Annotated in this window: 23 protein-coding genes and 1 riboswitch; of the genes, 18 read left to right on the plus strand and 5 right to left on the minus strand. The window is 26.3% G+C overall.

All coding sequences use genetic code 11. The annotated features are described in order from the left end of the window. Positions 1–377: 377 nt before the first annotated feature. Positions 378–1,580 (plus strand): methyl-accepting chemotaxis protein, encoded by a 1,203-nt coding sequence (locus tag B2W91_RS07960; RefSeq protein ID WP_291579890.1) that lies wholly within the window; start codon positions 378–380, stop codon positions 1,578–1,580. A 274-nt stretch (positions 1,581–1,854) separates the two neighbouring features. Continuing rightward, positions 1,855–2,439, plus strand: coding sequence for a manganese efflux pump MntP family protein (locus tag B2W91_RS07965; protein WP_291579891.1), 585 nt, complete (start codon positions 1,855–1,857; stop codon positions 2,437–2,439). Between the two features lie 85 nt (positions 2,440–2,524). Here B2W91_RS07965 and B2W91_RS07970 read toward each other — a convergent pair whose 3' ends face one another. Further along, the gene (locus tag B2W91_RS07970) at positions 2,525–3,421 is read right to left on the minus strand and encodes an AraC family transcriptional regulator (RefSeq protein WP_291579892.1); all 897 of its coding nucleotides are present in this window, start codon (positions 3,419–3,421) and stop codon (positions 2,525–2,527) included. Positions 3,422–3,862: 441 nt separating this feature from the next. Here B2W91_RS07970 and B2W91_RS07975 point away from each other — a divergent pair, with 441 nt between their 5' ends. The 6 genes from B2W91_RS07975 (at position 3,863) to B2W91_RS08000 (ending at position 9,346) form a co-directional block, all read left to right on the plus strand. Beyond that, the gene (locus B2W91_RS07975) at positions 3,863–4,315 is read left to right on the plus strand and encodes a hypothetical protein (protein WP_291579893.1); all 453 of its coding nucleotides are present in this window, start codon (positions 3,863–3,865) and stop codon (positions 4,313–4,315) included. 513 nt (positions 4,316–4,828) lie between these two features. After that, positions 4,829–5,593 (plus strand): acyl-[acyl-carrier-protein] thioesterase, encoded by a 765-nt coding sequence (locus B2W91_RS07980; protein WP_291579895.1) that lies wholly within the window; start codon positions 4,829–4,831, stop codon positions 5,591–5,593. 149 nt (positions 5,594–5,742) lie between these two features. Then, a complete protein-coding gene (locus B2W91_RS07985) occupies positions 5,743–6,330 on the plus strand; it encodes a hypothetical protein (protein WP_291579897.1) in 588 nt (195 codons plus the stop codon). Between the two features lie 359 nt (positions 6,331–6,689). After that, positions 6,690–7,229 carry a sigma-70 family RNA polymerase sigma factor gene (locus tag B2W91_RS07990; RefSeq protein WP_291579899.1) on the plus strand — a complete coding sequence of 180 codons (540 nt, stop codon included), beginning with the start codon at positions 6,690–6,692 and terminating at the stop codon, positions 7,227–7,229. Beyond that, a complete protein-coding gene (locus B2W91_RS07995; RefSeq protein ID WP_291579901.1) occupies positions 7,229–8,557 on the plus strand; it encodes a DUF4179 domain-containing protein in 1,329 nt (442 codons plus the stop codon). The genes B2W91_RS07990 and B2W91_RS07995 overlap by 1 nt, the downstream gene beginning before the upstream one ends. A 204-nt stretch (positions 8,558–8,761) precedes the next feature. After that, positions 8,762–9,346 (plus strand): DUF4825 domain-containing protein, encoded by a 585-nt coding sequence (locus tag B2W91_RS08000; RefSeq protein ID WP_291579902.1) that lies wholly within the window; start codon positions 8,762–8,764, stop codon positions 9,344–9,346. A gap of 194 nt (positions 9,347–9,540) precedes the next feature. On the opposite strand, the gene B2W91_RS08005 is transcribed toward B2W91_RS08000, so the two are convergent. From B2W91_RS08005 to B2W91_RS08020, 4 genes are all read right to left on the minus strand, one after another. Next, on the minus strand, positions 9,541–10,110 hold the full coding sequence (locus B2W91_RS08005) for a hypothetical protein (RefSeq protein WP_291579904.1): 570 nt from the start codon (positions 10,108–10,110) through the stop codon (positions 9,541–9,543). Positions 10,111–10,353: 243 nt separating this feature from the next. After that, a complete protein-coding gene (locus B2W91_RS08010) occupies positions 10,354–10,929 on the minus strand; it encodes an RNA polymerase sigma factor (protein WP_291579905.1) in 576 nt (191 codons plus the stop codon). Between the two features lie 16 nt (positions 10,930–10,945). After that, a complete protein-coding gene (locus B2W91_RS08015; protein ID WP_291579907.1) occupies positions 10,946–11,404 on the minus strand; it encodes a hypothetical protein in 459 nt (152 codons plus the stop codon). 236 nt (positions 11,405–11,640) lie between these two features. Continuing rightward, the gene (locus B2W91_RS08020) at positions 11,641–11,979 is read right to left on the minus strand and encodes a hypothetical protein (protein ID WP_291579909.1); all 339 of its coding nucleotides are present in this window, start codon (positions 11,977–11,979) and stop codon (positions 11,641–11,643) included. Positions 11,980–12,270: 291 nt separating this feature from the next. Here B2W91_RS08020 and B2W91_RS08025 point away from each other — a divergent pair, with 291 nt between their 5' ends. The 10 genes from B2W91_RS08025 to B2W91_RS08070 all read left to right on the plus strand — a co-directional run bounded on the left by B2W91_RS08025 (position 12,271) and on the right by B2W91_RS08070 (position 22,890). Then, a complete protein-coding gene (locus B2W91_RS08025; protein ID WP_291579911.1) occupies positions 12,271–14,205 on the plus strand; it encodes a sensor histidine kinase in 1,935 nt (644 codons plus the stop codon). Between the two features lie 79 nt (positions 14,206–14,284). Beyond that, a riboswitch (Fluoride riboswitch) is annotated at positions 14,285–14,344 on the plus strand. A gap of 63 nt (positions 14,345–14,407) precedes the next feature. After that, positions 14,408–15,610 carry a cation:proton antiporter gene (locus B2W91_RS08030; protein ID WP_291579913.1) on the plus strand — a complete coding sequence of 401 codons (1,203 nt, stop codon included), beginning with the start codon at positions 14,408–14,410 and terminating at the stop codon, positions 15,608–15,610. Positions 15,611–15,827: 217 nt separating this feature from the next. Then, positions 15,828–16,304, plus strand: coding sequence for a DUF4358 domain-containing protein (locus B2W91_RS08035; protein WP_291579915.1), 477 nt, complete (start codon positions 15,828–15,830; stop codon positions 16,302–16,304). Between the two features lie 259 nt (positions 16,305–16,563). Then, complete coding sequence (locus B2W91_RS08040; RefSeq protein ID WP_422653269.1) at positions 16,564–17,193, plus strand: putative ABC transporter permease; 630 nt, start codon at positions 16,564–16,566, stop codon at positions 17,191–17,193. A gap of 116 nt (positions 17,194–17,309) precedes the next feature. After that, on the plus strand, positions 17,310–17,870 hold the full coding sequence (locus B2W91_RS08045) for a GNAT family N-acetyltransferase (protein ID WP_291579917.1): 561 nt from the start codon (positions 17,310–17,312) through the stop codon (positions 17,868–17,870). Between the two features lie 352 nt (positions 17,871–18,222). Continuing rightward, on the plus strand, positions 18,223–18,633 hold the full coding sequence (locus B2W91_RS08050) for a hypothetical protein (RefSeq protein WP_291579918.1): 411 nt from the start codon (positions 18,223–18,225) through the stop codon (positions 18,631–18,633). A gap of 969 nt (positions 18,634–19,602) precedes the next feature. Beyond that, a complete protein-coding gene (locus B2W91_RS08055) occupies positions 19,603–19,977 on the plus strand; it encodes a GntR family transcriptional regulator (protein WP_291579919.1) in 375 nt (124 codons plus the stop codon). A gap of 2 nt (positions 19,978–19,979) precedes the next feature. Further along, positions 19,980–20,837, plus strand: coding sequence for an ABC transporter ATP-binding protein (locus B2W91_RS08060; protein ID WP_291579920.1), 858 nt, complete (start codon positions 19,980–19,982; stop codon positions 20,835–20,837). A 3-nt stretch (positions 20,838–20,840) separates the two neighbouring features. Further along, positions 20,841–21,494: an ABC-2 transporter permease gene (locus B2W91_RS08065; protein WP_291579921.1), complete on the plus strand. Its 654-nt coding sequence runs from the start codon at positions 20,841–20,843 to the stop codon at positions 21,492–21,494. 421 nt (positions 21,495–21,915) lie between these two features. Continuing rightward, a complete protein-coding gene (locus B2W91_RS08070) occupies positions 21,916–22,890 on the plus strand; it encodes a CPBP family intramembrane glutamic endopeptidase (protein WP_291579923.1) in 975 nt (324 codons plus the stop codon). Positions 22,891–22,934: the final 44 nt, after the last annotated feature.

Here is a 22,934-nt window from a genome sequence, read left to right on the forward strand (position 1 = left end):
CGAACACTGTTCGCCGCTACGGAATAAATTCTAAATTTCTCAGCAATCGCTGAGAGATGCCCATAATTGTGAATTGTGATTTTATTAGCATTAGTGGCGGTACCAATAAATGTTAATTACTTTTAGGTATAAATCAAATTTAGAAGTGGTACATCTATATGTGAATTATTTTAAAATTGATGTATATCTGGGTATAGCTACATTCTTAAGTATTTCAATTCACAATGCAAAATGCATAATTAAGGTGGAGGCTATTTTTTATCAAAATAATTTCTTTAATGAGTTTTTTAACTAGCAATACAAGTGCTAGTTTCCCATATTAGCTTATAAACTAATTTATAAAATTAATAATGAAAATAATTTAAGGGGGAATTTAAGTGTTTGGTAAGAACAAAAGGCTATTACAGGAAATAGAAGATAAAAATAAAAAAATAGAAGAGTTAAAAAAAGAAGTATATATGTTAAGAGCTATAAGAGATGCGGTACCAGATCCTTTTTATGTTAGAGATATGGATTATAATATAATATACTGGTCAAAAGCTATGGAGGAACTAACAGGATATACAGAAAATGAAGCAAAAAATATGACCTGCAAACAAATTTTTAATACAGAGATTTGCAAAGATTGTCCTACTACTAAGGCAGTCTATAGCAAAAATTTCATTAAAGACTCATTAGCAGAAATGATTGATAGAAAAGGAAAAAGATTTTCAACTTTAGCATCAAACTCAGGAATGTATGACGATAAAGGGAATCCATTAGGTGCTGTTGAGATAATTAAAAATAATAGTAAATATGAAGAGTTAATAAATACTGTAGATAGCAATTCGTCAAAAATTAATAATATGTCTTCTGAAATAGCTAATTCAATGCAAGAAATATCAAAAGTTTCAAGTAATATACAAATTCAATCGAATGAGGTATTAAATGAGGCTAAGAATAGCTTAAATGAAGCTAAAGAGGTCTACAAAAAAACAGATGCTTGCACTAAATTTGGTAACGAAGTTAAAAACAATATAGAATCTATAAATAATTCTATGAAAAGGTCCGTAGACAAGATAAATGATTTAAAAGGTAAGTCAGAACTTATAATGGATATATTAATTACAATACAGGGAATTGCCTCTCAAACAAATCTATTAGCACTAAATGCATCAATAGAGGCAGCTAGAGCCGGCGAATCTGGCAAGGGATTTGCAGTAGTTGCAGAAGAAATTAGAAAACTAGCAGAGGTATCACAAGAATCTACTAAAGAAATTAAAGAAACTATAGATGCCATAATGCAAATAGTACAAAGTACTGTAGAGTTTATAGATAAAACTGATAAGGATCTTCTAAATGGAGTAAATGGAGTAGGAAAACTTTTAGAATTTATAAATGATATAGAACATTCTTCTAATGAAATGTTGTATGCCATTGAGAATATTGAGAAGATATCTCTTGAAAGTTCTAAAGTTATTACAGAGCAAAATCAGTCATTGCAAGAAATAGCTTCCTCTAGTGAAGAGTTTGCAGAAATTTCTAGAGAATTAAAGGATACTTTTAGAGAAGAATTGTCTCGAATAAAGAGAACCAAATAGGAATAAATCATGTTTTATGTAAAATATTACCATTAGACGCTTTACAGTATGTTTAGTTTATTATATAATTAGTAATAGATAAATATAGGGAACATAAGGGAGTAGCTGGCAGAGTAATCTGTTTCAAGGTCAACATACTGATGCTTCGCATCTGGCTTTGTATTAAATGGTGAGACTTATGTATAGCACAAAAAATATTTTTTGTGCTATACATAAGTCTTTTATTTTTATTAGAAAATTATTATTAAAATTTTAGAAGGAGAAATGGGTTAACATGAGCATTATATCAATTTTTTTAACGTCATTAGCTTTAGCAATGGATGCTTTTGCAGTATCTTTAACCATTGGAATGAAAGAGAAAGGACATAGAATAAAAAATGCTATAAGAGTAGGTGCTTATTTTGGGATATTTCAGGGGCTTATGCCACTTATAGGATGGTTATTAGGTGTTAATTTTTCAGATTATATAATAAAGTTTGATCATTGGATAGCTTTTATATTGTTATCTATAATAGGTAGTAGAATGATTTATGAAGCCATAAAGGGTAATGATGAAGATAAACTTAAATACGATTTAACAGCGAAAATAATGCTTTTGCTTGCTATTGCCACTAGTATAGATGCTTTAGCAATAGGAGTTAGCTTTGCTTTTCTAAGTGTAAATATAGTTTTAGCAGTTGCTTTAATTTCTATAATTACTTTTGCAACCTGTTTCTTTGGAGTTATAGCTGGTAAAAGTTTAGGTAATGTTTTAGAGAGTAAAGCAGAGATATTAGGTGGAATTATATTAATATTTATAGGTATCAAAATTTTAATTGAACATACAAATGCTCTGGAAATATTTAAGAGTATGTTATAAGTAAAAATAATCAAGGGAAGTAAGTTTAATTCCCTTGATCCATATTTAAAAAATGTTCATTAAAAACTTTAAAAGTATAAGTTAGTTATTCTTTTTTTACTACTGGATACCATAGTTCAATATAACCATATTCAGGAGTTCCACCATAAACTTCAAATTCCCCACCTTCAATTTTTTCGTAGTTTGAAGTTGGTAACCATTCCGTATAAAATCTTCTTTGGAGTGTGGCTATAATTTTCATTAAATCTTTATCCCATTGGAATCTTTTAGATGGAAAAATAGCGTAGGTTTGCTCTGGAATGTGAGCGATACTATAACCTTTTGTATTACTATTTTCACTTACAAAAGAACAAAGCATATAAGGAAATGTATTTTTTTCTGTTTTTCTATAGTTTACTGCACCATGAATTTTACATAAATCTTGTGAAATAAACGATGGTAAATTGCCAGAGTCTTTAAACAACTTTTCATACAGTCCATTTTTCTGACAATCTTGCCAAAGTTGAGCGGGGCTTTGATATATTTCATCTCCAATTGAAGACTCAATAGTCTCAATTCCAAAAATGTCAAAAGCTTGTTTTGTTTCAATTCTGTATTCCATTTCACTCTCCCCTTTAATAGAAATTTGAAAGGATATTCGAGGATAAGCTTTAAGTACAACTCCACCATCACGGGCCAATGATGGCGCTATACCATGCAACACCTGAAATGCTCTTGTAAATGAAACTGGTGATTCATAACCATACTTTAAAGCAACATCCATTATTTTTATATCACTGTTTTGAATTTCAAAGGCTGCAATAGTTAGTCTTCTACGCCTTATATATTCAACGAGTGATATTCCAGTTATAAACGAGAACATTTTTTGAAAATCATAAGATGAACATAATGCCATTTGAGACACCATATTCATGTCAATTTCATTTGTAAGATTGCTCTCAACATAGTCCAATGCACGATTCATCCTTTTTAGCCAATCCATATAAAAAATCTCCTTTCAAGAAAAAGTATATATAAAATACAGGTTATTGTCGCAACTATTTTCATATAGAAAATGTTTGGTTAATATACAACTGAGTATTAAATCATAGTTCAGCTATATGCTAATCATAACATTAATACTATTCATATATTTCTTTAATTTACTGTGTATAGCATTAATGTGTTGGAGATGGTGAATTCCTTTTTTATGCTTTATTGTTTTTGTAAGTAGCAGAGTTTGTGAAATCAGCAAAAATCTTATTGCAGGATTTACAGATGTATCCTTATTACCCTTTTTAATACTATATCAATTTTCAACATCAAATTAAAGCATAGTCTAATTTATATGCCATATAAAATAATTTAAATTGTAAAAATATTCTTACAATTGTTTAAAAATTATGGAACAATATGGTATAATATTTAATGGGGGGGATTAAATATGGAAAAAATCAACGAGTATAATTTAAAGTATAAGAAGAGAAGTGTATATTCAATTACTGCAACTATTTTTTTATTTTTAGCAATTATAAGCAGTTTTGTATTTGGATTTTTAGTTTTTAATTGTAGCTCATTATCAGAAGTATTTAAAGGTTTTAGTTTATTGATACTTATTTTTGTAATACTAACATTAATATTTGCTATCTATTTTTTTAATATAAGTAAAATAAACTATGTAAGTATAAAGAATAAAAAGATAATAGTTAATAGCGGAACTATATTTAGTAAGAGTATAAATATGGATAAGGTTGAAAAAATTAAAATTAAAGATAACATGATGATAATAATGATTAAAGATAGTGAGGATGAGATTAATATTAATCTCAAAAAACTTACATTAAGAAATGAAGAAAAGCTTATGGACGCATTGTCAAACTATATAAGAATTTATTAAATAGCCTATATAAAAGCTCTTTATAAAAGATGATAGTTTATATTTTGACCTTTAACATTAACGAATTGTAATTATATATAAGATTATTATGGATGGAAAGTAACAGGTAGAGGAGCTGACACAAGCATTATTAAAGCTTGATAAACATAAATATGGACCAATAAGTAGATGTTAAAAAGTGTGGGTTAACCACACTTTTCTATTTGCCTTGCTTCTTTAGAACTATATCTATAATAATGTTTTTGAGTATCTAAATCTGTAAAATACGTATAGTTTATAGTATGTAGAAAATGTTTTGAGTATCAAATTATTTTTTCAAGAAATCTATAACTATTTAAGAATTTTTTATTGTTTATATTTAAATATAGTGTTATTGTAGAAATATACTATAGGACTATAAAATTAATAATAAGTAATTTATTAGCACTTCTTCTTAAAGAAATATTTACACATTAGATGTAATTTTAAAATAGATGATATTTTTAATTATAAACAAATTAAGAGGTGATTGTTATGAAGAATATACATAGAGAAGTTTATAAGGTTAAGTTTAATGAAACAGACTATAGTACAAAAATAAAAATGCATTCATTAATCAATTATATGCAGGAAACTTCAAGCATACATGCGGAACTTTTAGGAGTAGGATATGAAGATTTAAAAAAACATAACTTATTTTGGGTAGTTTCAAGATTAAAAATAAAGATGAAGAAATATGTTAATTGGAATGATGAAGTAATTGTGGAAACATGGCCTAGTGGCGTAGATAAAATGTTTTTTACTCGTTCTTTTAGAATTTATGATGGAGAGGAAAATCATATAGGAGATATTAATGCAGCTTATTTATTAGTTGCTGAAGATTCTATGTTTCCTCAAAGAATAAGTAAATTACCTATAGATATTCCAGCTATAGAAAATCGTTTTGAACCTTATGAGAGATTAGAAAAGATTAAATTCCCTAAATGTGATAAAGTTCTAGTTGCAAAGAAGAAAGTTAGATATAATGATATAGATTTAAATCTTCACGTTAATAATGCTAAGTACATAGAATGGGTTGAGGATTGTTTTCCATTAGAAATATACAAAGATATGAGAATAGAAACGCTCCAATTAAATTTTATTAAAGAAGCAAAATGTGGGGAAAAGATTTTTTTCTATAAGTATAATGATTTAGAGGATGAAAATNNATGCGATGAAAACACTTGTTACATTGAAGGGATTGAAAAACAGTCAGAAAGCCAGATTTTTCAATGCAAACTAACCTTTAATAAGTTGTAAAATATTCTATTTATTTAAAGAGAAATTGCAATAAAAATACTATTTAAAAATATTATAAATAAATATATAAAAAACTATTGAATTTTATTTATTTACAGTGTATTCTTAATAGGTCATTTTATTTCTTTTATAGATAGGAGGATGTAGAGTTGAAGGGATGTACTAATTTAATGTTTTTATATGAAAATTCAAAATTTAATGAGGCATATTTAGATAATATGTATAGAAAAAGTTTATCAACTGGTAAGTATATAGCAGAAGTAAAACTTAATAATTATCAGGAAGCTTTAATAAACCACAGCTCTACAGAAGAGGAAATAAGAACTGCTAAAATTTATAATTTTTTGGCAGATCGCTTTGAAGATATAAATTCTATCAAACAATATGGTGAATGTGATGGAAGTAAGAAAAATATTCTTCAAAGCCAAGAGTTAATTCAAGATATTTTTTTAAATAACAGTTCAAAAACTTTTATGAAAAAGCAATATGTACTAAAAGATTCTACCTTAAAGTTTTTAATAGCAATTATTATTTCAATAGTTATATTTACTATATGCTATGGGGTAAAGAGCAGCGCTATTTCTACTATTGTTACAGGTATAAATGCAATTGTTATTTTATTTTTTATAGAAAGTGTATATGAATACTTTAATGAAAGAGACTCACTATTAAGAAATATAAACAAAAGTAAGAATTTAATGAATCTGAAGATTTATCTTCAATATAATAAAATGTAATTAGAGGCTGTTTTAGAATTAACTCTTTAAGTTAATTCTAAGACAGCCTTATTTTTATTCTATAGGAAATTATAAAAAATTAAAACTGTGGATAACTTTAAACAATACACAACCTTAAATAATGCACAATGCACAGTTCATAATTAAGGAGGAGTTTATTTTTTGACTAGCAATGTAATTGCTGGTTTTTTAGATATCTAATAATTCAATAATATATGGCGAACACTGTTCGCCGCTACAAAATCAATTCTAAATTTCTTAGTGACAACTGAGAAATATCCATAAATAATAATTTTTTATATTTTAGTGAACCAACCTCCTATATAGTTTATCTAATGGTTGTGAAGGGAGGAAGTAAGGTGGAGTTAGTAATGAAAGAGGATATAAATAAACCCTTAGAATATGAAGTAAAACTAGCTAAAAAAGGTGATAAAAAAGCTTTTATATCTCTTATTAAAAGCTGTGAGAAAAGCCTTTATAGAGTAGCTAAAGGAATATTATCTAGTGATGAAGATTGTGAGGATGCCATACAAGAAACTATAATTAAAGCTTACGAAAGTATAATAAATCTTAAGAAAGATCAATATTTTAAAACTTGGATTATAAAAATATTAATTAATGAATGTAGGAGAATTTATAATTGTCAAAAAAGAATTGTTCCTATTGATAAATTAAAAGAAGATGGGGTAGAAGATAATCATGGGAATTTAGAGGTTAGAGAAGCTATAAATAAGCTTTCAGAGGAACTCAGAGTTCCAATTATACTTTTTTATTATGAAGATATATCTGTTAAAGATATAAGTAAGATAATGGATATACCTGAAGGGACAGTAAAATCTAGACTGTCTAGAGCTAGATCAAAGCTTCAAGAATATTTAGAGTATAGGGGGATAGTGTAATGGATGAGAAATCATTTGATAGATTATTAAGAGATGATATTAACGAAGAAGTTATTAGCCTTCCAGAGAATATAATAAATTTTATAGATAGAACCTTGAAGGATTTACCAGAAAGAAAAAGGAAGAAAAATATTAAAGGTATAGTAGCAGCAAGTGTTGTTGTAACAGCGGGTATAGGGCTATTTGCAGTAAATCCTACATTGGCAAAGGATATACCTATTTTAAATTCTGTTTTTGAAAAGTTAAATCAAGTATTTAATATAGGAGAAAACTATATTAAATATAGTGAAGATATAAATATATCTAAAACTTATAAAGGAATGGAAGTAACTGTAAATGAGATAGTTACTGACAATAGCAGTATAACAATAGCTTATACTATAAAAAATGATAAGAAATTTGAAGAAAATATCCAATATCCCCATATAAAAATAGGCAAATTTAAAATAAATAATAGAGATTATGGCAGTGGTATGAGCCAAGAAGGGGAATTTATTAATGAAAAAACCTATATAGCTTATCAAAGTTTTCATTTTATAAGAGAAGAAGAAATACCAGAAAGTTTTAAACTGGACTTAGGAATATATGGAATAGGTAATGTAAAAGGTCATTGGGATTTTAAATTTGATGTTTCTGGAATTGGAAAAGAAAAGATAGCTAAAGAATATAATATATTTACTCCCCTAAAATCTGTAAGTTTACCTAATGAGGATATAGTTATAGAGAAAATATCACTTACGCCTATAAATACTAATATATCAATTAGTGGAGTTTATAAAAATTTAAGTGATAATAAAGATGAAGATGATGATTGGTTTCTATTTGATGATAGTAATATGCAAATACAAAGTAAGAGTGCAGGAGGGTCACGCTCTGGAGAAAATTTTGAAAGAGAGTTAATTTTTGACCCAGTTAAAAAAATACCTAAAAAGCTTAAAGTGGTGCCATATAAATATATAAACTCAGAAGACCCTGCTAGAACTGTAGTATCAGAAAAGATTAATAGTAAATATCCTATAGAATTGTCTCAAGGAAAAATAGGAAAACTTACTATAGATAAGATAGAGTTTTTTAAAGAAAAAACCTTAGTTCATTATAAAGTAGAAGGTACTGCACCACTATACCAATACTCTAATATATTCTTTATTGACGATAAGGGAAATGAAATATGGGGAGAATTTGATAAGATTAAGCAGATAGATGAAAAAGCTTATAGTTTTATTTGGGAAACTGAATCTTTAGATAAGAATAAAGTATATGACATATGTACTTTGAATTTTGACGAAGTAATAGAAATTTATGAAGGTTTTGATATAGAACTAAAATAAATTCAGTTAAGTTATAGAAAAGTTTAATTATCTTATGTTTTTGGTCCTAAAAGTAAAGGTGATTAAAATAATAAGCTAATATGTTAACTTATTTTATAGCAGATTGATTTACTAATACCCGATGTTTTGTCTTATATAAAATACATTAATATTTTTGGCTTGTTATTTTTAAAAAATATAATTAATAAATGAGGTGATATAAAAATGAAGAAGAAATTTCTTTTAGTTTTTACTTTACTTTTTACATTGCTGTTTATGATAGGATGTAAAAATAGTGAAATTAAAGATAATAATTATAAAAGAGATATATACAGTGTAGATGAGTTAGATATAGATAAATTATTAGAATACAAAAATTCTTATGTGGGTGATAATAGTAAAGTAGGAGGGATTCTTTCAATTTTACCTGGGAATATGTTTATAAAGGAATTTTCATTGACGAATGATAGTATAAAGGTAGATTATGAGTATAAAGGACATTCAAATATAGAAGAAGAGGATTTACATAAATATTTTAATGATGAAAATACTAAAAAAATATTTTTGAATAACATTACTACATTGTTTATATTAATTAAAAACGTAGAAAATATAGAGTTAAACTTGCATACGGAAAATCAATTATCATTTAATATTTCAAGAAAAGAAGTTGAAGATTTTTATGGAAAAGATTTAAGAAAATATGCTGAGGATAAATTATTATGGGAGAAGGAAGTTTTAAAAGATAAATTATCATCAAAGGAAAGTATAGAAAGCTTTTTCGAAGCTCATAGCATTATTATTAAATAGAAATATAATATGTGAAATTTAAATTTTAACTAATAAATATAATATATTTCATAATATAGGTGATTGTACAATGCAGAGGGACGGAATTTTTTACAAAAGTATTAAAAGGAGAAAAATATTTGCAAATGAAATAATAAAAGCAAAACTTTACAAATTCCATAAAAAACAATCAATAATTAAAAAAATCGTGGTGATTAACCACGATTTTCTTCATCCATATTTTCAGTACTATCAGGATTTATCAGCAATTTTTTATAATCTTCCTTGCTTTTATTTTTTCTTAAAAGATAGAATCCCAATACTATACATAAAATAGGCATAAAATATGACCTTATTGTATAAGAAATTCTGTACAAATCTATATTTAAATTTAAATAGTTAGCAAGATCATTTAGTATTAAGTTAAATACAGATATAAATCCAATACCTAAAAAAACAGTTCCTATTATTTTAAGATTTAATTTATTAAAAGAAATTTTAAAATTTGAAGGATCATCTAAAAGTATAAATTTATCTTCAATATACTCACCATGATCCAATCTTGCTTTTACGTTAAAGGTATCAAAGAAAGTATAGAACCAAAATGGCATGAGTATTGCTGGTATTAGTATATCTAAATGTAAAAAGTCACCTAATAAAAGCACAAATCCAAATCCTAATAACACTTCTAATCCTCTTTTTAATAGTCCATTATACATATATCCTGCACCAGGTATACATGCAAATATAAAGTTTAAGAAATTACTTCTTCTTTTATATATCATAATAATCCTCCTATATTATATATTATCCTAAGAAAAATAATACTTTTAGTCTCATAAAAAATTCTGCTATTTTTGAAGATAATCCTAAAGAGTTTATTAAAAGCATTAAAACTCCACTAAATATAAGACTAAAACCTTCTTTTTTCCTATAAAAGAAATTTAAAAATTTATTTTTTATTTTAATCTCTACAGGCTTATTGCTTTCTTCAAGTTTGTTTAATAAGTTATTATTATAATTATCGCTTATTGTAAAATCATTATCACAGCGTTTAAATAATTCNNAGTCCCTTTGTTGCTCCATAGTACTACCTCCCCTTTTTCTAAGTTAACCTTAAGTTTTTGCTTGGCTCTATACAACCTACCTTCAACTGCTCTTTCGGAAATTCCTAAAATGTCACCGATTTCTTTATAACTAAGACCGATATAATAATAAAACACTATAACATTTTTTAAATCTTCAGGAAGTTCTCTAATACATTGTCTTACATAGGTCTTATCGTCTAAATTTAAACTATGCTCTTTATGAACGTTAAAAAGCCCTCCTAAAAAGCCCTTTAGGCTATTTTTCTTTTTAAAGTTTAAACATATATTAATAGTTATTCTATATAGATAAGTTGATACCAAGCTATCTCCTCTAAAGTTACTTATATTTTTATAAAATGCTATAAAAACTTCTTGAGATAAATCTTCGGCTTCACCGTAATCAGAGGTATAGGAGTAACATAGGGAAACAATTTTTTTCTTATATTTATCTACAAATACTACAAATGCATCCTTATCTCCATCTCGTATTCTATCTATTAATTCTTTTTCCTCCAAAATTAATCACTCCAAATTATTTAATTACTACACCTTCCTCTGCATTTACTTTTAACCTATCAACATTAAAAGTGATTTCAAGGTTCTTAGGCACATACAAAACTCCAACCATGTTATATATATCATCAGTATTAGCATTTATTGTAATAACTCCTTTATCTACTTGAGATTTTAAAGTAGTAATACCTTCATCAGTATGAGAATTTTTAAATATAAGCCCATTAAATTTTACTACTTTATCATCGCTTTTTACTACTTGCAAATCTGCATTATGTGCATTAAGTATTAATTTTGTATTTTCACCCTGAATAACCGTATCTGCTTTTATACCCATAGAATTAAAAAACATATCATTTGCATTTATAAAATGTCTATATTCAGGAAGATTAGCTTCTACATGCCATTTAATATTATAATATCCTTGAGCACATAAAAATAAAAGAATAATTAAAAAAATTCCTTTATTGTATTTCATAGTACCAAAATTATCTCTTTTTCTGCTTTCATATAGTAATTCTCCGCCAAAGCATATAAATAATACTGGCCAATAATTTATAAGAGATTNNCTATTGCAACGGTATTGCTTCCAAGTTTTTTCATAACATTCCTCCTCATATTTCCTTTCATATATTTAGACAACATAATTTAGAAAAACCCACGAATAAATTTAAAAAATTTATTTTATATAAAATTTTATGAGTTTCTATTGTTTTAAATTGATAAAGTATTGCTATAGGTAAATATATTATCTACAGTTATACCATACTTATTTTTGGAGATATTATTTTTTACATTGTCATTAATGTTGTAATATCCTTGAGCGCATAAAAATAGAAGTATGATTAAAAAAATACCTTTATTGTATTTTGCATTATGCAAATCTTCTGTATCCTTACTTTCATATAACAATTCACCACCAAGGCAGACAAATAATATAGGCCAATAATTTATAAGAGATTTCCCAATTTGAAAATCTAAATATATTAATAGCATAATTATAAAAAAGGCTATGAAGCCTAATATAACTGTAGTGCTTCCTAGTTTTTTCATGATAGTCCTCCTAATATCTATCTTAAAACGTATTTACATATAAATTTGAAATAAATAAAATATTAAAGTTTAAGCTAGCTTATAAAAAATTAAACTACATAGTTACACTAACTTAGACACAAGACAATTGTAAAAACCCATGAAAAAATAAAAAATAAATTTAAAAAATTTTTAAATTGTATGTTAACATTTTCATGTCGTTAATTTTGTAGTATAATGGTAATTGTTACAGTATAAAAAATACATAATACCAATATATTGTAAGAGACTTAGTGAAAATATGGAGGCAATATGAAAAATCAAATAAAACAATTAGTTATATGTTTTATGGTCTTATTAATAATATGTGCAAATCTTTCAACTAAAGCATATTCATTAGATTCTAATTCTGATGATAAGAAGATATTGATAATTAACTCCTATCACTTTGACGAACCTTGGGAAGCTAGTATTTTTTCAGGAATAAAAAGTATATTAGATAAAGGTTTTAAAAAAATAGTATACAATTTTGAATATTTAGATAGCAAGCAAAATGCTATTGATACAGAACAAATGATAAAAGATTACACTATAAAATTTAAAAATCAAAAATATGATTTAATAGTTGTATGTGATGATGAAGCTTTTGAAGCTTTTAATCAATGCTACGAGGACATATTTTATGGCACTCCTGTTGTGTATACTAGTATTAATGATCCAAATATAAAAATAAATGATACATTAAAAAACTTTTCTACAGGTGTAAAAGAAGAACAGCCTATAACCGACATTGTTGAACTTGCTTTAAAACTTCATAGTGATGTAAAAGTATTAAACTTTCTATTTGATAATAGCAAAACATCTACAGTTTATATAAATGAAGTTAAAAAGATAGAAAAAAAATACAAGGATTTTAAGTTTAACATAATTCAAACTGATAATATAGAACAAGTTATTAATAAATTACAGGAAACTGAGAAAAATAGTATAAATTTCATTTATGGAGTTTATAAGGATAGAAATAATGAAATATTAAACAGAACAAATATCGCTAATATTATAGTTAATTATACAAAAGCACCATTATATACTTGGGCTCAACCTTATTTTAGTGAGGCAGTATTGGGAGGGATAGTATTAGATGGGCTTAAAATAGGACAAGCTACCGGAAAGATATGTTATAAAGTGCTAAATGGGGAAGAGGCAAAAATGATCGAACCTATAATGGATAAAAACTTTAAATATATGTTTAATTATGATGTTATGAAAAAATGCTCCATAAAAAATAAAGAATTACCACGTAATGCAGAGATAATGAACGATCCCTCTATATTTAATCAAATCCCTGCAGAGATTAAGGCGGCAATAATTTCAATCATTGCTATATTGAGTTTAATTGTAATTTTATTATTTGTTAAAATGGAATATAAAAATGAACTATATAAAAAAGCTATAGAATATGAAAATCTAAGAACAGAGTTTTTTGCTAATATATCGCATGAACTCAGAACTCCTTTAAATATTATTTTAAGTACGCTTCAACTTCATGATATGTATGTAGAAAATGGAAACATAATATATAAGAATGAAACTACATATAAAAGAATGGGTGCACTAAAACAAAATAGTATGAGATTATTAAGACTTATAAATAATTTAATTGATATTACAAAAATAGATGCTGGATATTTTAATCTTCAATGTCAAAGTTTAAATATAGTAGAATTTATAGAAGATATTACAATGTCTGTAGCCAATTATATAGAGAGAAAGAATATAAGTCTTATCTTTGATACAGAAATAGAGGAGAAAACAGCTTGTTTTGATCCAAATAAAATGGAGAGAATCATATTAAATTTACTTTCTAATGCTGTCAAATTCACACCTAAAGGTGGAACTATTTATGTAGATATATATGATGAACAGGATAAAGTAAAAATTATAGTAAGAGATACAGGCGTGGGAATTCCTAAGGATAAACAGGAAATAATATTTGAACGTTTTAGACAGGTAGATAATCTCCTTACAAGAAATCAAGAAGGGAGTGGAATAGGGCTTTCATTAACAAAAGCATTAGTAGAGATGCATGGTGGAAAGATTTATATTGAAAGTGAAGTGAATATGGGAAGCTCTTTTATTATTGAAATTCCTTGTGGAGCTTGTGCTATTGAAGATAATTATGATAAGAGTTTTATAAATAGTCACGAGGATGAAATAAATTTAGAATTTTCAGATATATATGATTAACATTTTATAATTGACATATAAATTGTTAAATTATATACTGATAATGATGTAGCTTTATGTGCATCTCATATATTCAATAATATCACAAGGTGATGGAGTTCACCATAATTGCAGAAATGCTAATGACTCCTACAAGATGACAGAGGTCTATCTTGTAGGAGTTTTTTATTTTAATATTTAAATATTTTAAGGAGGGTTTTACATGGCTACGAGTATAGCACTAATTTTACTATTAGGTTTTATAGTAAATAGTATTTTTAATAAAATCAAATTGCCAGGATTATTAGGAATGTTGATTTTAGGAGTAATAATTGGACCTTATGGATTAAATTTATTAAGTAATAGTATTTTAATGATTTCTCCTGATATAAGAAAAATTGCGCTCATTATTATATTACTGAGGGCAGGACTTGGAATTAATAAAAGAGAGCTTAAGGAGGTTGGGATTACTGCTATAAAATTTAGCTGTATTCCTGGAATAATAGAGGGATTATTCATTGCAATCATATGTACAAAATTATTAGGATTTACTTTTATAGAGGGAGGGATATTAGGATTTATAATAGCTGCTGTTTCACCAGCGGTAATTGTGCCATCTATGTTAGAACTTATTGAAAACAAAATTGGCACTAATAAGGGAATACCAACAATAATATTAGCAGGAGCATCAATAGATGATGTCTTTGCGATAACTATATTTACCTCTTTTTTAAGTATGTATGGAGGAAATAAAGTGAATTTAGGATTGAAGGTGCTAGAAATACCGCTATCAATACTACTCGGAATTCTACTTGGCATAATTGTTTCGATAATGATACTTCAAGTATTTAAAATTTTTAAAATTAGAGATACTAAAAAGGTTTTATTGGTATTAGCTTCAGCAATATTATTAAATTCCTTAGAAGGTGTATTAAAAGATAAAATGGAGATTGCTACTTTATTAGGGGTCATGACTATTGGATTTGTAATAACGGAAAAGAATAATGCTATAGGAAAAGCGCTTTCAGATAAATTTAATAAAATGTGGATATTTGCAGAAATATTTTTATTTGTATTAGTAGGAGCTCAGGTCAATATATCAGTAGCTATAGATGCTGGACTTTTAGGTATAGTGATAATATTATTTGGGCTTTTAGGAAGAAGTATAGGAGTATTTATTTGTACTATTGGTACAAATTTAAATTTAAAGGAAAGATTATTCTGTGTAATAGCATATATCCCTAAAGCTACAGTACAGGCAGCTATTGGGGCAGTGCCCTTGTCAGCTGGGGTAGCATCTGGAGATATTATGTTAGCAATAGCATTTTTATCTATATTAATAACAGCTCCACTTGGAGCTATAGGAGTAAAAATTTCTTCCAATAAATTTCTTGATGCTGAAGAAGCTATAAAGGAAATAGCATAAGTTGATTTAAAGTCAAGGAATTTAAATCTATTATTTTTTACAAGATTAAAAAAATATATCATAAAAATGAACTTTATTAAATTTATCTTCGTATATGTTTTAGATATATAAATAAGGCATATTTTAAACAATAACTAGCTAGTATAATTACATATCCACATTTTTGGTTAGTTATTTTTTAAAGATGACTAAATTGTATTTATAAGGAGGATAACATATGAAAAAATTAATTACCTTAATATCAGCATTATTGATAGTGTTTACTTTTGGTGGCTGTGCAAAAAAAGGAGATGAAGGTGCAATTAAAGATATTCCTGTAGCTGATATAATAGCTGCAATAGAAGAAAAAGTTGAATTGGGTATAGGAAATTTATCTGAAGATGATACACTAGAGAAAAATTATTATATAAATCCAGAAGATGTAGCAGAAGTAGAAATTAGAACTGCAATGTTGAATGTTAAATCTAATGAATTAGCTATAATAAAAGTTAAAGATAGCTCTAAAGTTGAAGATATTAAAAAGTCAGTTGAAAAACGTGGAGAAGATTTAGATAAACAATGGTCAACGTACCTGCCAGATCAACATGAACTTGTTAAAAACAGAAAAATAAAAGCTATCGGAAATTATGTAATATTAATTATAGATAAAGAAGCTGATCAAATAGAAGAAATAATAGAATCAAAGCTTAAATAATAAGAAAGATGGTGCTAGTTTTTAGCAACCATCTTTTAATTTTACCAATATAAAGATAAAAAAAATCATCATCTGAAATAAATTCCAATACATTAATTTTAGAGCTGATAGATATTCATTATTTTTACTATTATTGAATTAGAGGTTAACATATGTTAAAATACAACGGAGCTAGCTCAGAAGAAAATAGGAGGTAATTTATGGAAGGTTTTAATTTTTATTATCTTTTTTCTTATTTTATAATTTATAGCCTTTTAGGATGGTGTTTAGAGGTATTATAANNTTTTACTTGTTTTTAGGGGGATTTATATTAGCTAGCATTATAGAATATGTTACAGGGTATTTATTAGAAAAATTATTTGGAGCTAGATGGTGGGATTATACTGATGAGAAATTTAATATAAAAGGATATATTTGTTTAAAATTTTCTCTTTTTTGGGGAGTTATAAGTATTTTTGTAATGAGGATAATACATCCAAGGATAGAAGCTTTGGTTTATTCTATACCTCCATTTTTATCAGAATTATTATATACATTTACATTAATCTTGTTTGTAGTAGATTTTACTTTAACTATTAACAATTTAATAGAATTTAATAATATATTAAAGGAATTAAATAATATTGCTGATGAATTTAGAGAAAATCTAATAGAGATGAAAAATGGATTATTTGATAATATTAATGATATGAGAGACAATATAGGAGAGCGAAAAGAAGAAATCAATTCCAAACTTGATTTTAGAAATACTAATTTTAAGCAGTATAGCGAAAAAGTTATGAGTAGATTAAAGCTTAAGCATAAATCTCTTTTAAAAGCTTATCCTAATGTTACATCTAGAAAGTTTAACGATATACTTGAATACATAAAGAACAAAAAAAATAATTAGAACTCTTTTTAGGGTTCTTTTATTTTTGTAAATTTATAAAAATAAACAAAGGAATATATATAGCTTTCTAGAAATTATGATATAAATTATAACTTTACTTTTAAGGGGGATTATTTATGCCAAGATTATATGGAAAGAATATTATGCTTAGAGAATATAAAAGAGAAGATTTACCTTGTATAAGAAAATGGGTAAATGATCATGAGATAACAGATATGTTAGCAGATATATTTTTGCCTCCTCATACATTAAATTTTACTGAAAGTTATTTAAATTCCATTCTTGAGAATACTTCTAGTAATACTGCTAACTTTATTATAGCTTTAAAAGAAACAGAAGAATATATAGGACAAATAGATTTGTTAAAAATAGATTGGAAAAATAGGATAGCAACTATAGGTATAGTTATAGGAAGAACAGATTTTTTGAGTAAAGGTTATGGCTATGAGGCTATAAAATTGCTTCAAAATTATGCTTTTAATAGATTGAATTTAAATAAACTAGAACTATCTGTTCATGATTATAATATTAGAGCATATAAATGCTATTTAAAATGTGGTTTTAAAGAAGAAGGGAGAAGAAGACAAGCTTTTTATATTAATGGTAAGTACACTGATTATATAATTATGGGAATTTTAAAAGATGAATTTAATATGGATAGTGAAATTAAATATTAAAGTATAAGAATAAAGCTTACTAATGGACAATTATTAGTAAGCTTTATTCTTTTTAATGATTAGTATAAATAGTTTTTAGTAGGGTAAATCTAGTATATAGGTATACCAGTTTTAAAATTAATGTATGTGAAAATAGTTGATGCTTTTTAATATTATAATTAGAACTAATAAATTCACAATGCACAGTTCGCAGTTGTGGATATTTCTCAGTTNNCATTGTGCACTGTTTTAAGTTGAGAATTATAATATCTAAGTAAATAGTCTTATGGAGCTATATATCATATTTTAATGTGATATATATGTAAACATATGGAATATTAATTTTATAAATATAAATAAAAGGTGTGGTATTGTGCTAAAAAGGATTGATTGTAATGTAGAAAATCAATATGATAAGAACCTATTACAGTATAGATGTGGAGTTGCACATAATTTAGAAAGTGGAAATATATATATAGAAACTATTCCAGGGGAGTATGTAAATGATGATCTTCCGATATCATGGTATTTAGTGGATGATAATGGAAAAGTTTTAGTTAAGCAAATTCATAGTTATGATCACATATATATACTAAATGTGGAAACTAGAGAATTTGAATGTTCTAAAATTAAGGAAATTGACGGAGAAATTGAACAGGTATATATATATGAAATAGTTAATTTAATAAAGGGATTTTCAGCTAGAAATCCTAATGTAAGAATTTATTGGAACCTACATAAAGGAGAAGTTCACTGTACTAATATAACTTATGATATTATGTAGGAGAGAAAAGGAAAAGGCAGATTAAAGAAATATGAGATTTTAACGATAATTATTGGGGGAGATGATAATTTTATAGGGGTAAAGATATATGGATGAAAAGATATACATCATTGATTTTGAGATATTAGAAGAAAAAAATATAGAAGAAATATTTTATAAGTGGGTTAATAGTAGAAAAAATACACCTTTAGGTTTTAAAGAGGATGTTAAGTTAATGGAGATAAATGCCCATTATGCTCCTTGCTATGTTTGTGATTTAAATGTTAGTGCAGATTATAATATAAAAGTGCAAAAAAGACATGGGCTTAAAAGAGGAATTAGTACTTTAATTTCAAAGAATGAAGAATTCAAAGCAAAAGATTATACTATGTTTGCATCTAAAATACTTCATAGATATGACATGGATCAAATAGCACCTTTTGATTTTTCGAGAATGTCCATTAGCGGATATGAAAAAAAACAAGGAACTAAGGAGAGGTTTTCTCAAAACTATGAAGAATGCCTTCAACATTATAGAGGTGCAATACTAAAAAAATTAGAGATGTTTATAAATAGTGGACTTGCTAAAGTCAATACTAAAGAGATGAAAAAGAAATTTAATAATATAAATTCACATGAAATAATTAAGATATCTAGTCATGAAGTACTAGTTCCAGTATGGGTTTGTAAATATTCTTATAAGTATGATACATATTACTGTTTGATTAATGGACAAAATGGTAGATTTTACGGTCGTACTCCTAATAAACAATTTAAAGGAAAAATTTTTGTTATAATTTTTATTGCATTACTNNTAAATTTTAATATTTTGTTATAGGAATTCATTTTGCAACAGAGTTTATTAACTCTGTTTTTTTGTTGTATTTTTTATAAAAAACATATTGACAGTGTATATTAAGAAAGTATATACTGTGCATAGTGAATATATACAGTATATACTTTATATACTCTTAAATAATGGAGGAACCTATGAATATAATAATATCTAATTCGTCATCACAGCCGATTTATGAGCAAATAGCAAACCAAGTGAAGGCTCATATAATCAATGGAGTTTTACAGCCTGGTGAAGTTCTTCCTTCTATAAGAAATTTAGCAAAAGAGCTTCAAATTAGTGTAATAACCACAAAAAGGGCTTATGAAGAACTAGAAAAAGAAGGCTTTGTTGAAACAGTAGGAGGAAAAGGAACTTTTGTATCTGGACAAAATAGTGAATTCATTAGAGAAAAGAGACTTAAAGAACTAGAAGAAAAGATTACAGAAGTAGTTCAAGAAGGAAAAGCACTAAATATTTCAGCTATTGAGTTAAAGGAAATGATAGATTTAGTTTATGAGGAGGAATAAGTATGGAAAAAATTTTAGAGATTAAAGATATATCAAAAAAATATAGTGATTTTGAGCTTAATAACGTGAGCTTTAATTTAGATAGAGGATATGTTATGGGCTTTATAGGTCCTAATGGTGCAGGAAAAAGCACAACTATAAAGCTTATAATGAATTTGATTAGAAAAGATAGTGGATATATTAAGGTTTTTGGATTGGATTCTGTAAAAGATGAAAGAGAAATTAAGGAAAGAATAGGTTTTGTTTACGATAATAGCTACTTTTATGAAGAATTAACTTGTGAAAGTATGAAAAAAATAATAGCCCCCTTTTATAAAAGATGGGATGAAAAACTTTATAAAAAATATATGGATGAATTTTCACTACCTAGAGATAAAAAAATTAAAGAATTATCTAAAGGTATGAGGATGAAATATTCTATAATATTGGCATTATCCCATAATGCAGAGCTTATTATAATGGATGAGCCTACTTCAGGGTTAGATCCAGTAGTAAGAGCAGAAATTTTAGATATATTTAGAGGTATAATCCAAGATGAGAATAAATCTCTTATTTTTTCCTCTCATATAACTACAGATTTAGAAAAGATAGCAGATTATATAACTTTTATAAATAATGGTAAAATAATCTTTTCAGATGAAAAGGACAGCATAATTGAAAGCTATGGAATAGTTAAAGGAGATAATGAACTTTTAGACAGAGACACAGAGAAAGAATTTATTGGTGTGAAAAAAAGTAAATTTGGGTTTGAAGGATTAACCTCAAATAAAGAAAAAACAAAAAAAATATTTGGGAATAAAGTTATTATAGAAAGACCAACTATAGACGATATTATGGTTTACAGTGTAAGGGGGAACTAAATCATGTGGAATTTGCTGATTAAAGACTTTGTAGTACAAAAAAATAGTATAAAATTTATATTATTATATGCATTAGTAGGGAATTTATTATTTGCTTCATCAGGTGGAGGTGCATATATTATGATACCGATGATGATTTCTTACGTGTATTTATTAGGTGGATTAAGTCATGATGATAAAAATAATAGTGAATTTTTATTAAATTCATTACCTGTGTCTAGAGATAGTATAGTGTATGCTAAATATCTATCTGTAATAATTTTTTCTGCAATAGCAATTGTATTGACTATGGGAGGCATATTCATAATGTCTTCTATAGGTGTAGGTAAAATGACAGGCAACATGGGTATAGAAGATATTGTTGGCTTTTTATTTGGAATTATGATTTTTATGGCAATAAGTTTTCCTCTATACTTTAAATATGGTTATGCTAAGCTTAGGTATTTAAATGTGGTCATATTTATGTTATTTCTAGTTGTTCCTATGATAATTAAATTAATAAATGATAATAATAATTCCTTTATATTATCTATAAAAGAAAAATTATTATCATTATCAGATACTCAAATTGGAATAGTTATTATATGTATGGCCTTGCTTATATATTTATTATCTTTAGTTTTATCATTAAATATTTATAAGAAAAAAGAATTTTAATTAATAATAGGCATATTCAAAAAAATAACTNNCTTGTCTGATGCAAAATATATGTTCCATCTTTAACTAGCTATTTTATTTCATATACCTTAGCTATATTCAAAAAAGTAGAAGATAAATAACTTCTACTTTTTAATTTTATAAATAGTTTAATATAAAGAAAAGTTCTATATTGAATATTTATATTTTCTTATGTAGCTAAATTTATTTAATGATAAGCATATGTAAAATTTATGCAAAAAAGGAATAGTTGGAAGGAAAAAACTTAAAACATATGGAATAATTATGTAAGATTAAAATATGTAGATGTATAACTAAAATTAAAAATGTTTTAATTTACTTTATAAGAAAGATAAAAGTGTTTTAATCAATTGCCTATTGGAGTAGACAATTAATTTTAAAAGATTTAGAGGGGGATTTTATGGGAATAAAACTATATTCAAAAGAACAAAGATTATTTAAAGAAGTTAGAGAAGGAAAAAGGATTACTAATCCCATTTTGGTAATATTTATGCCTATAATCGTTATGCTTCTTTCTCAGTATGTTACATTACCAATAATTATAGTAGTTTATAGAATATATCTTATTAATAATCCAGGAGAAAGTATTAATGAGTTTATTGGTAAAATTGGTGGAGGCTTTGGTGGAGGATTACAGCTTATATTATCCTTTGGAGGTAGTATTTTGATTTATTTTCTATGGGTTAAATTTGTGGAAAGGAGATCTATTGCTACTATGGGTTTCCACCTTGATGGAGCCTTTAAAAAATATATAAGAGGTTTTTTATTTGGTTTTTTGATGATAGCATTGTCCGCTATAATGTTAATGTTCTTAGGGGAAGTAGAAGTATCAAAGGGAGATTTAATTTTCAATGATATTTCGATGGTATTTGGATTTTTATTTATGATTATTGGATGGATAATACAAGGTGCTACAGAAGAAATAATGATGAGAGGATATGCCTTACCAGTGTTAGGGACGAAAATTAATATTCCTGTAGGAGTTTTAATATCTTCTTCTATATTTGGGTTTTTGCATTTATTAAATAGTGGAATTAGTCCGCTAGCTATTATAAATCTAATATTATTTGGAGTATTTGCAGCTTTTTATGCTATGTATGAAGATAGCTTATGGGGCGTATGTGCATTACATTCATCATGGAATTGGGCTCAAGGAAATGTTTTTGGTTTTTTAGTAAGTGGAGGAGGCAATATGGGTGGAAGTATTTTTACTTTTACTAATAAAACAGATACTATAGTAAATGGTGGAGCCTTTGGGCCAGAAGGAGGACTCGTAATAACAATAATATATTTAATAGGAATTGCAATTTTATTGCTTTTGCAAAAGAAAAAAGTGGAAAAAGTAAAAGCAACCTATTTAATTAAAAGTTATTAAAGGTAAGAAGATATTATATAGAGTTCCTTAATGAAAATTTAACT

The organism is Clostridium sp. UBA6640 (assembly GCF_002455975.1).
Classification (GTDB): domain Bacteria; phylum Bacillota; class Clostridia; order Clostridiales; family Clostridiaceae; genus Clostridium_J.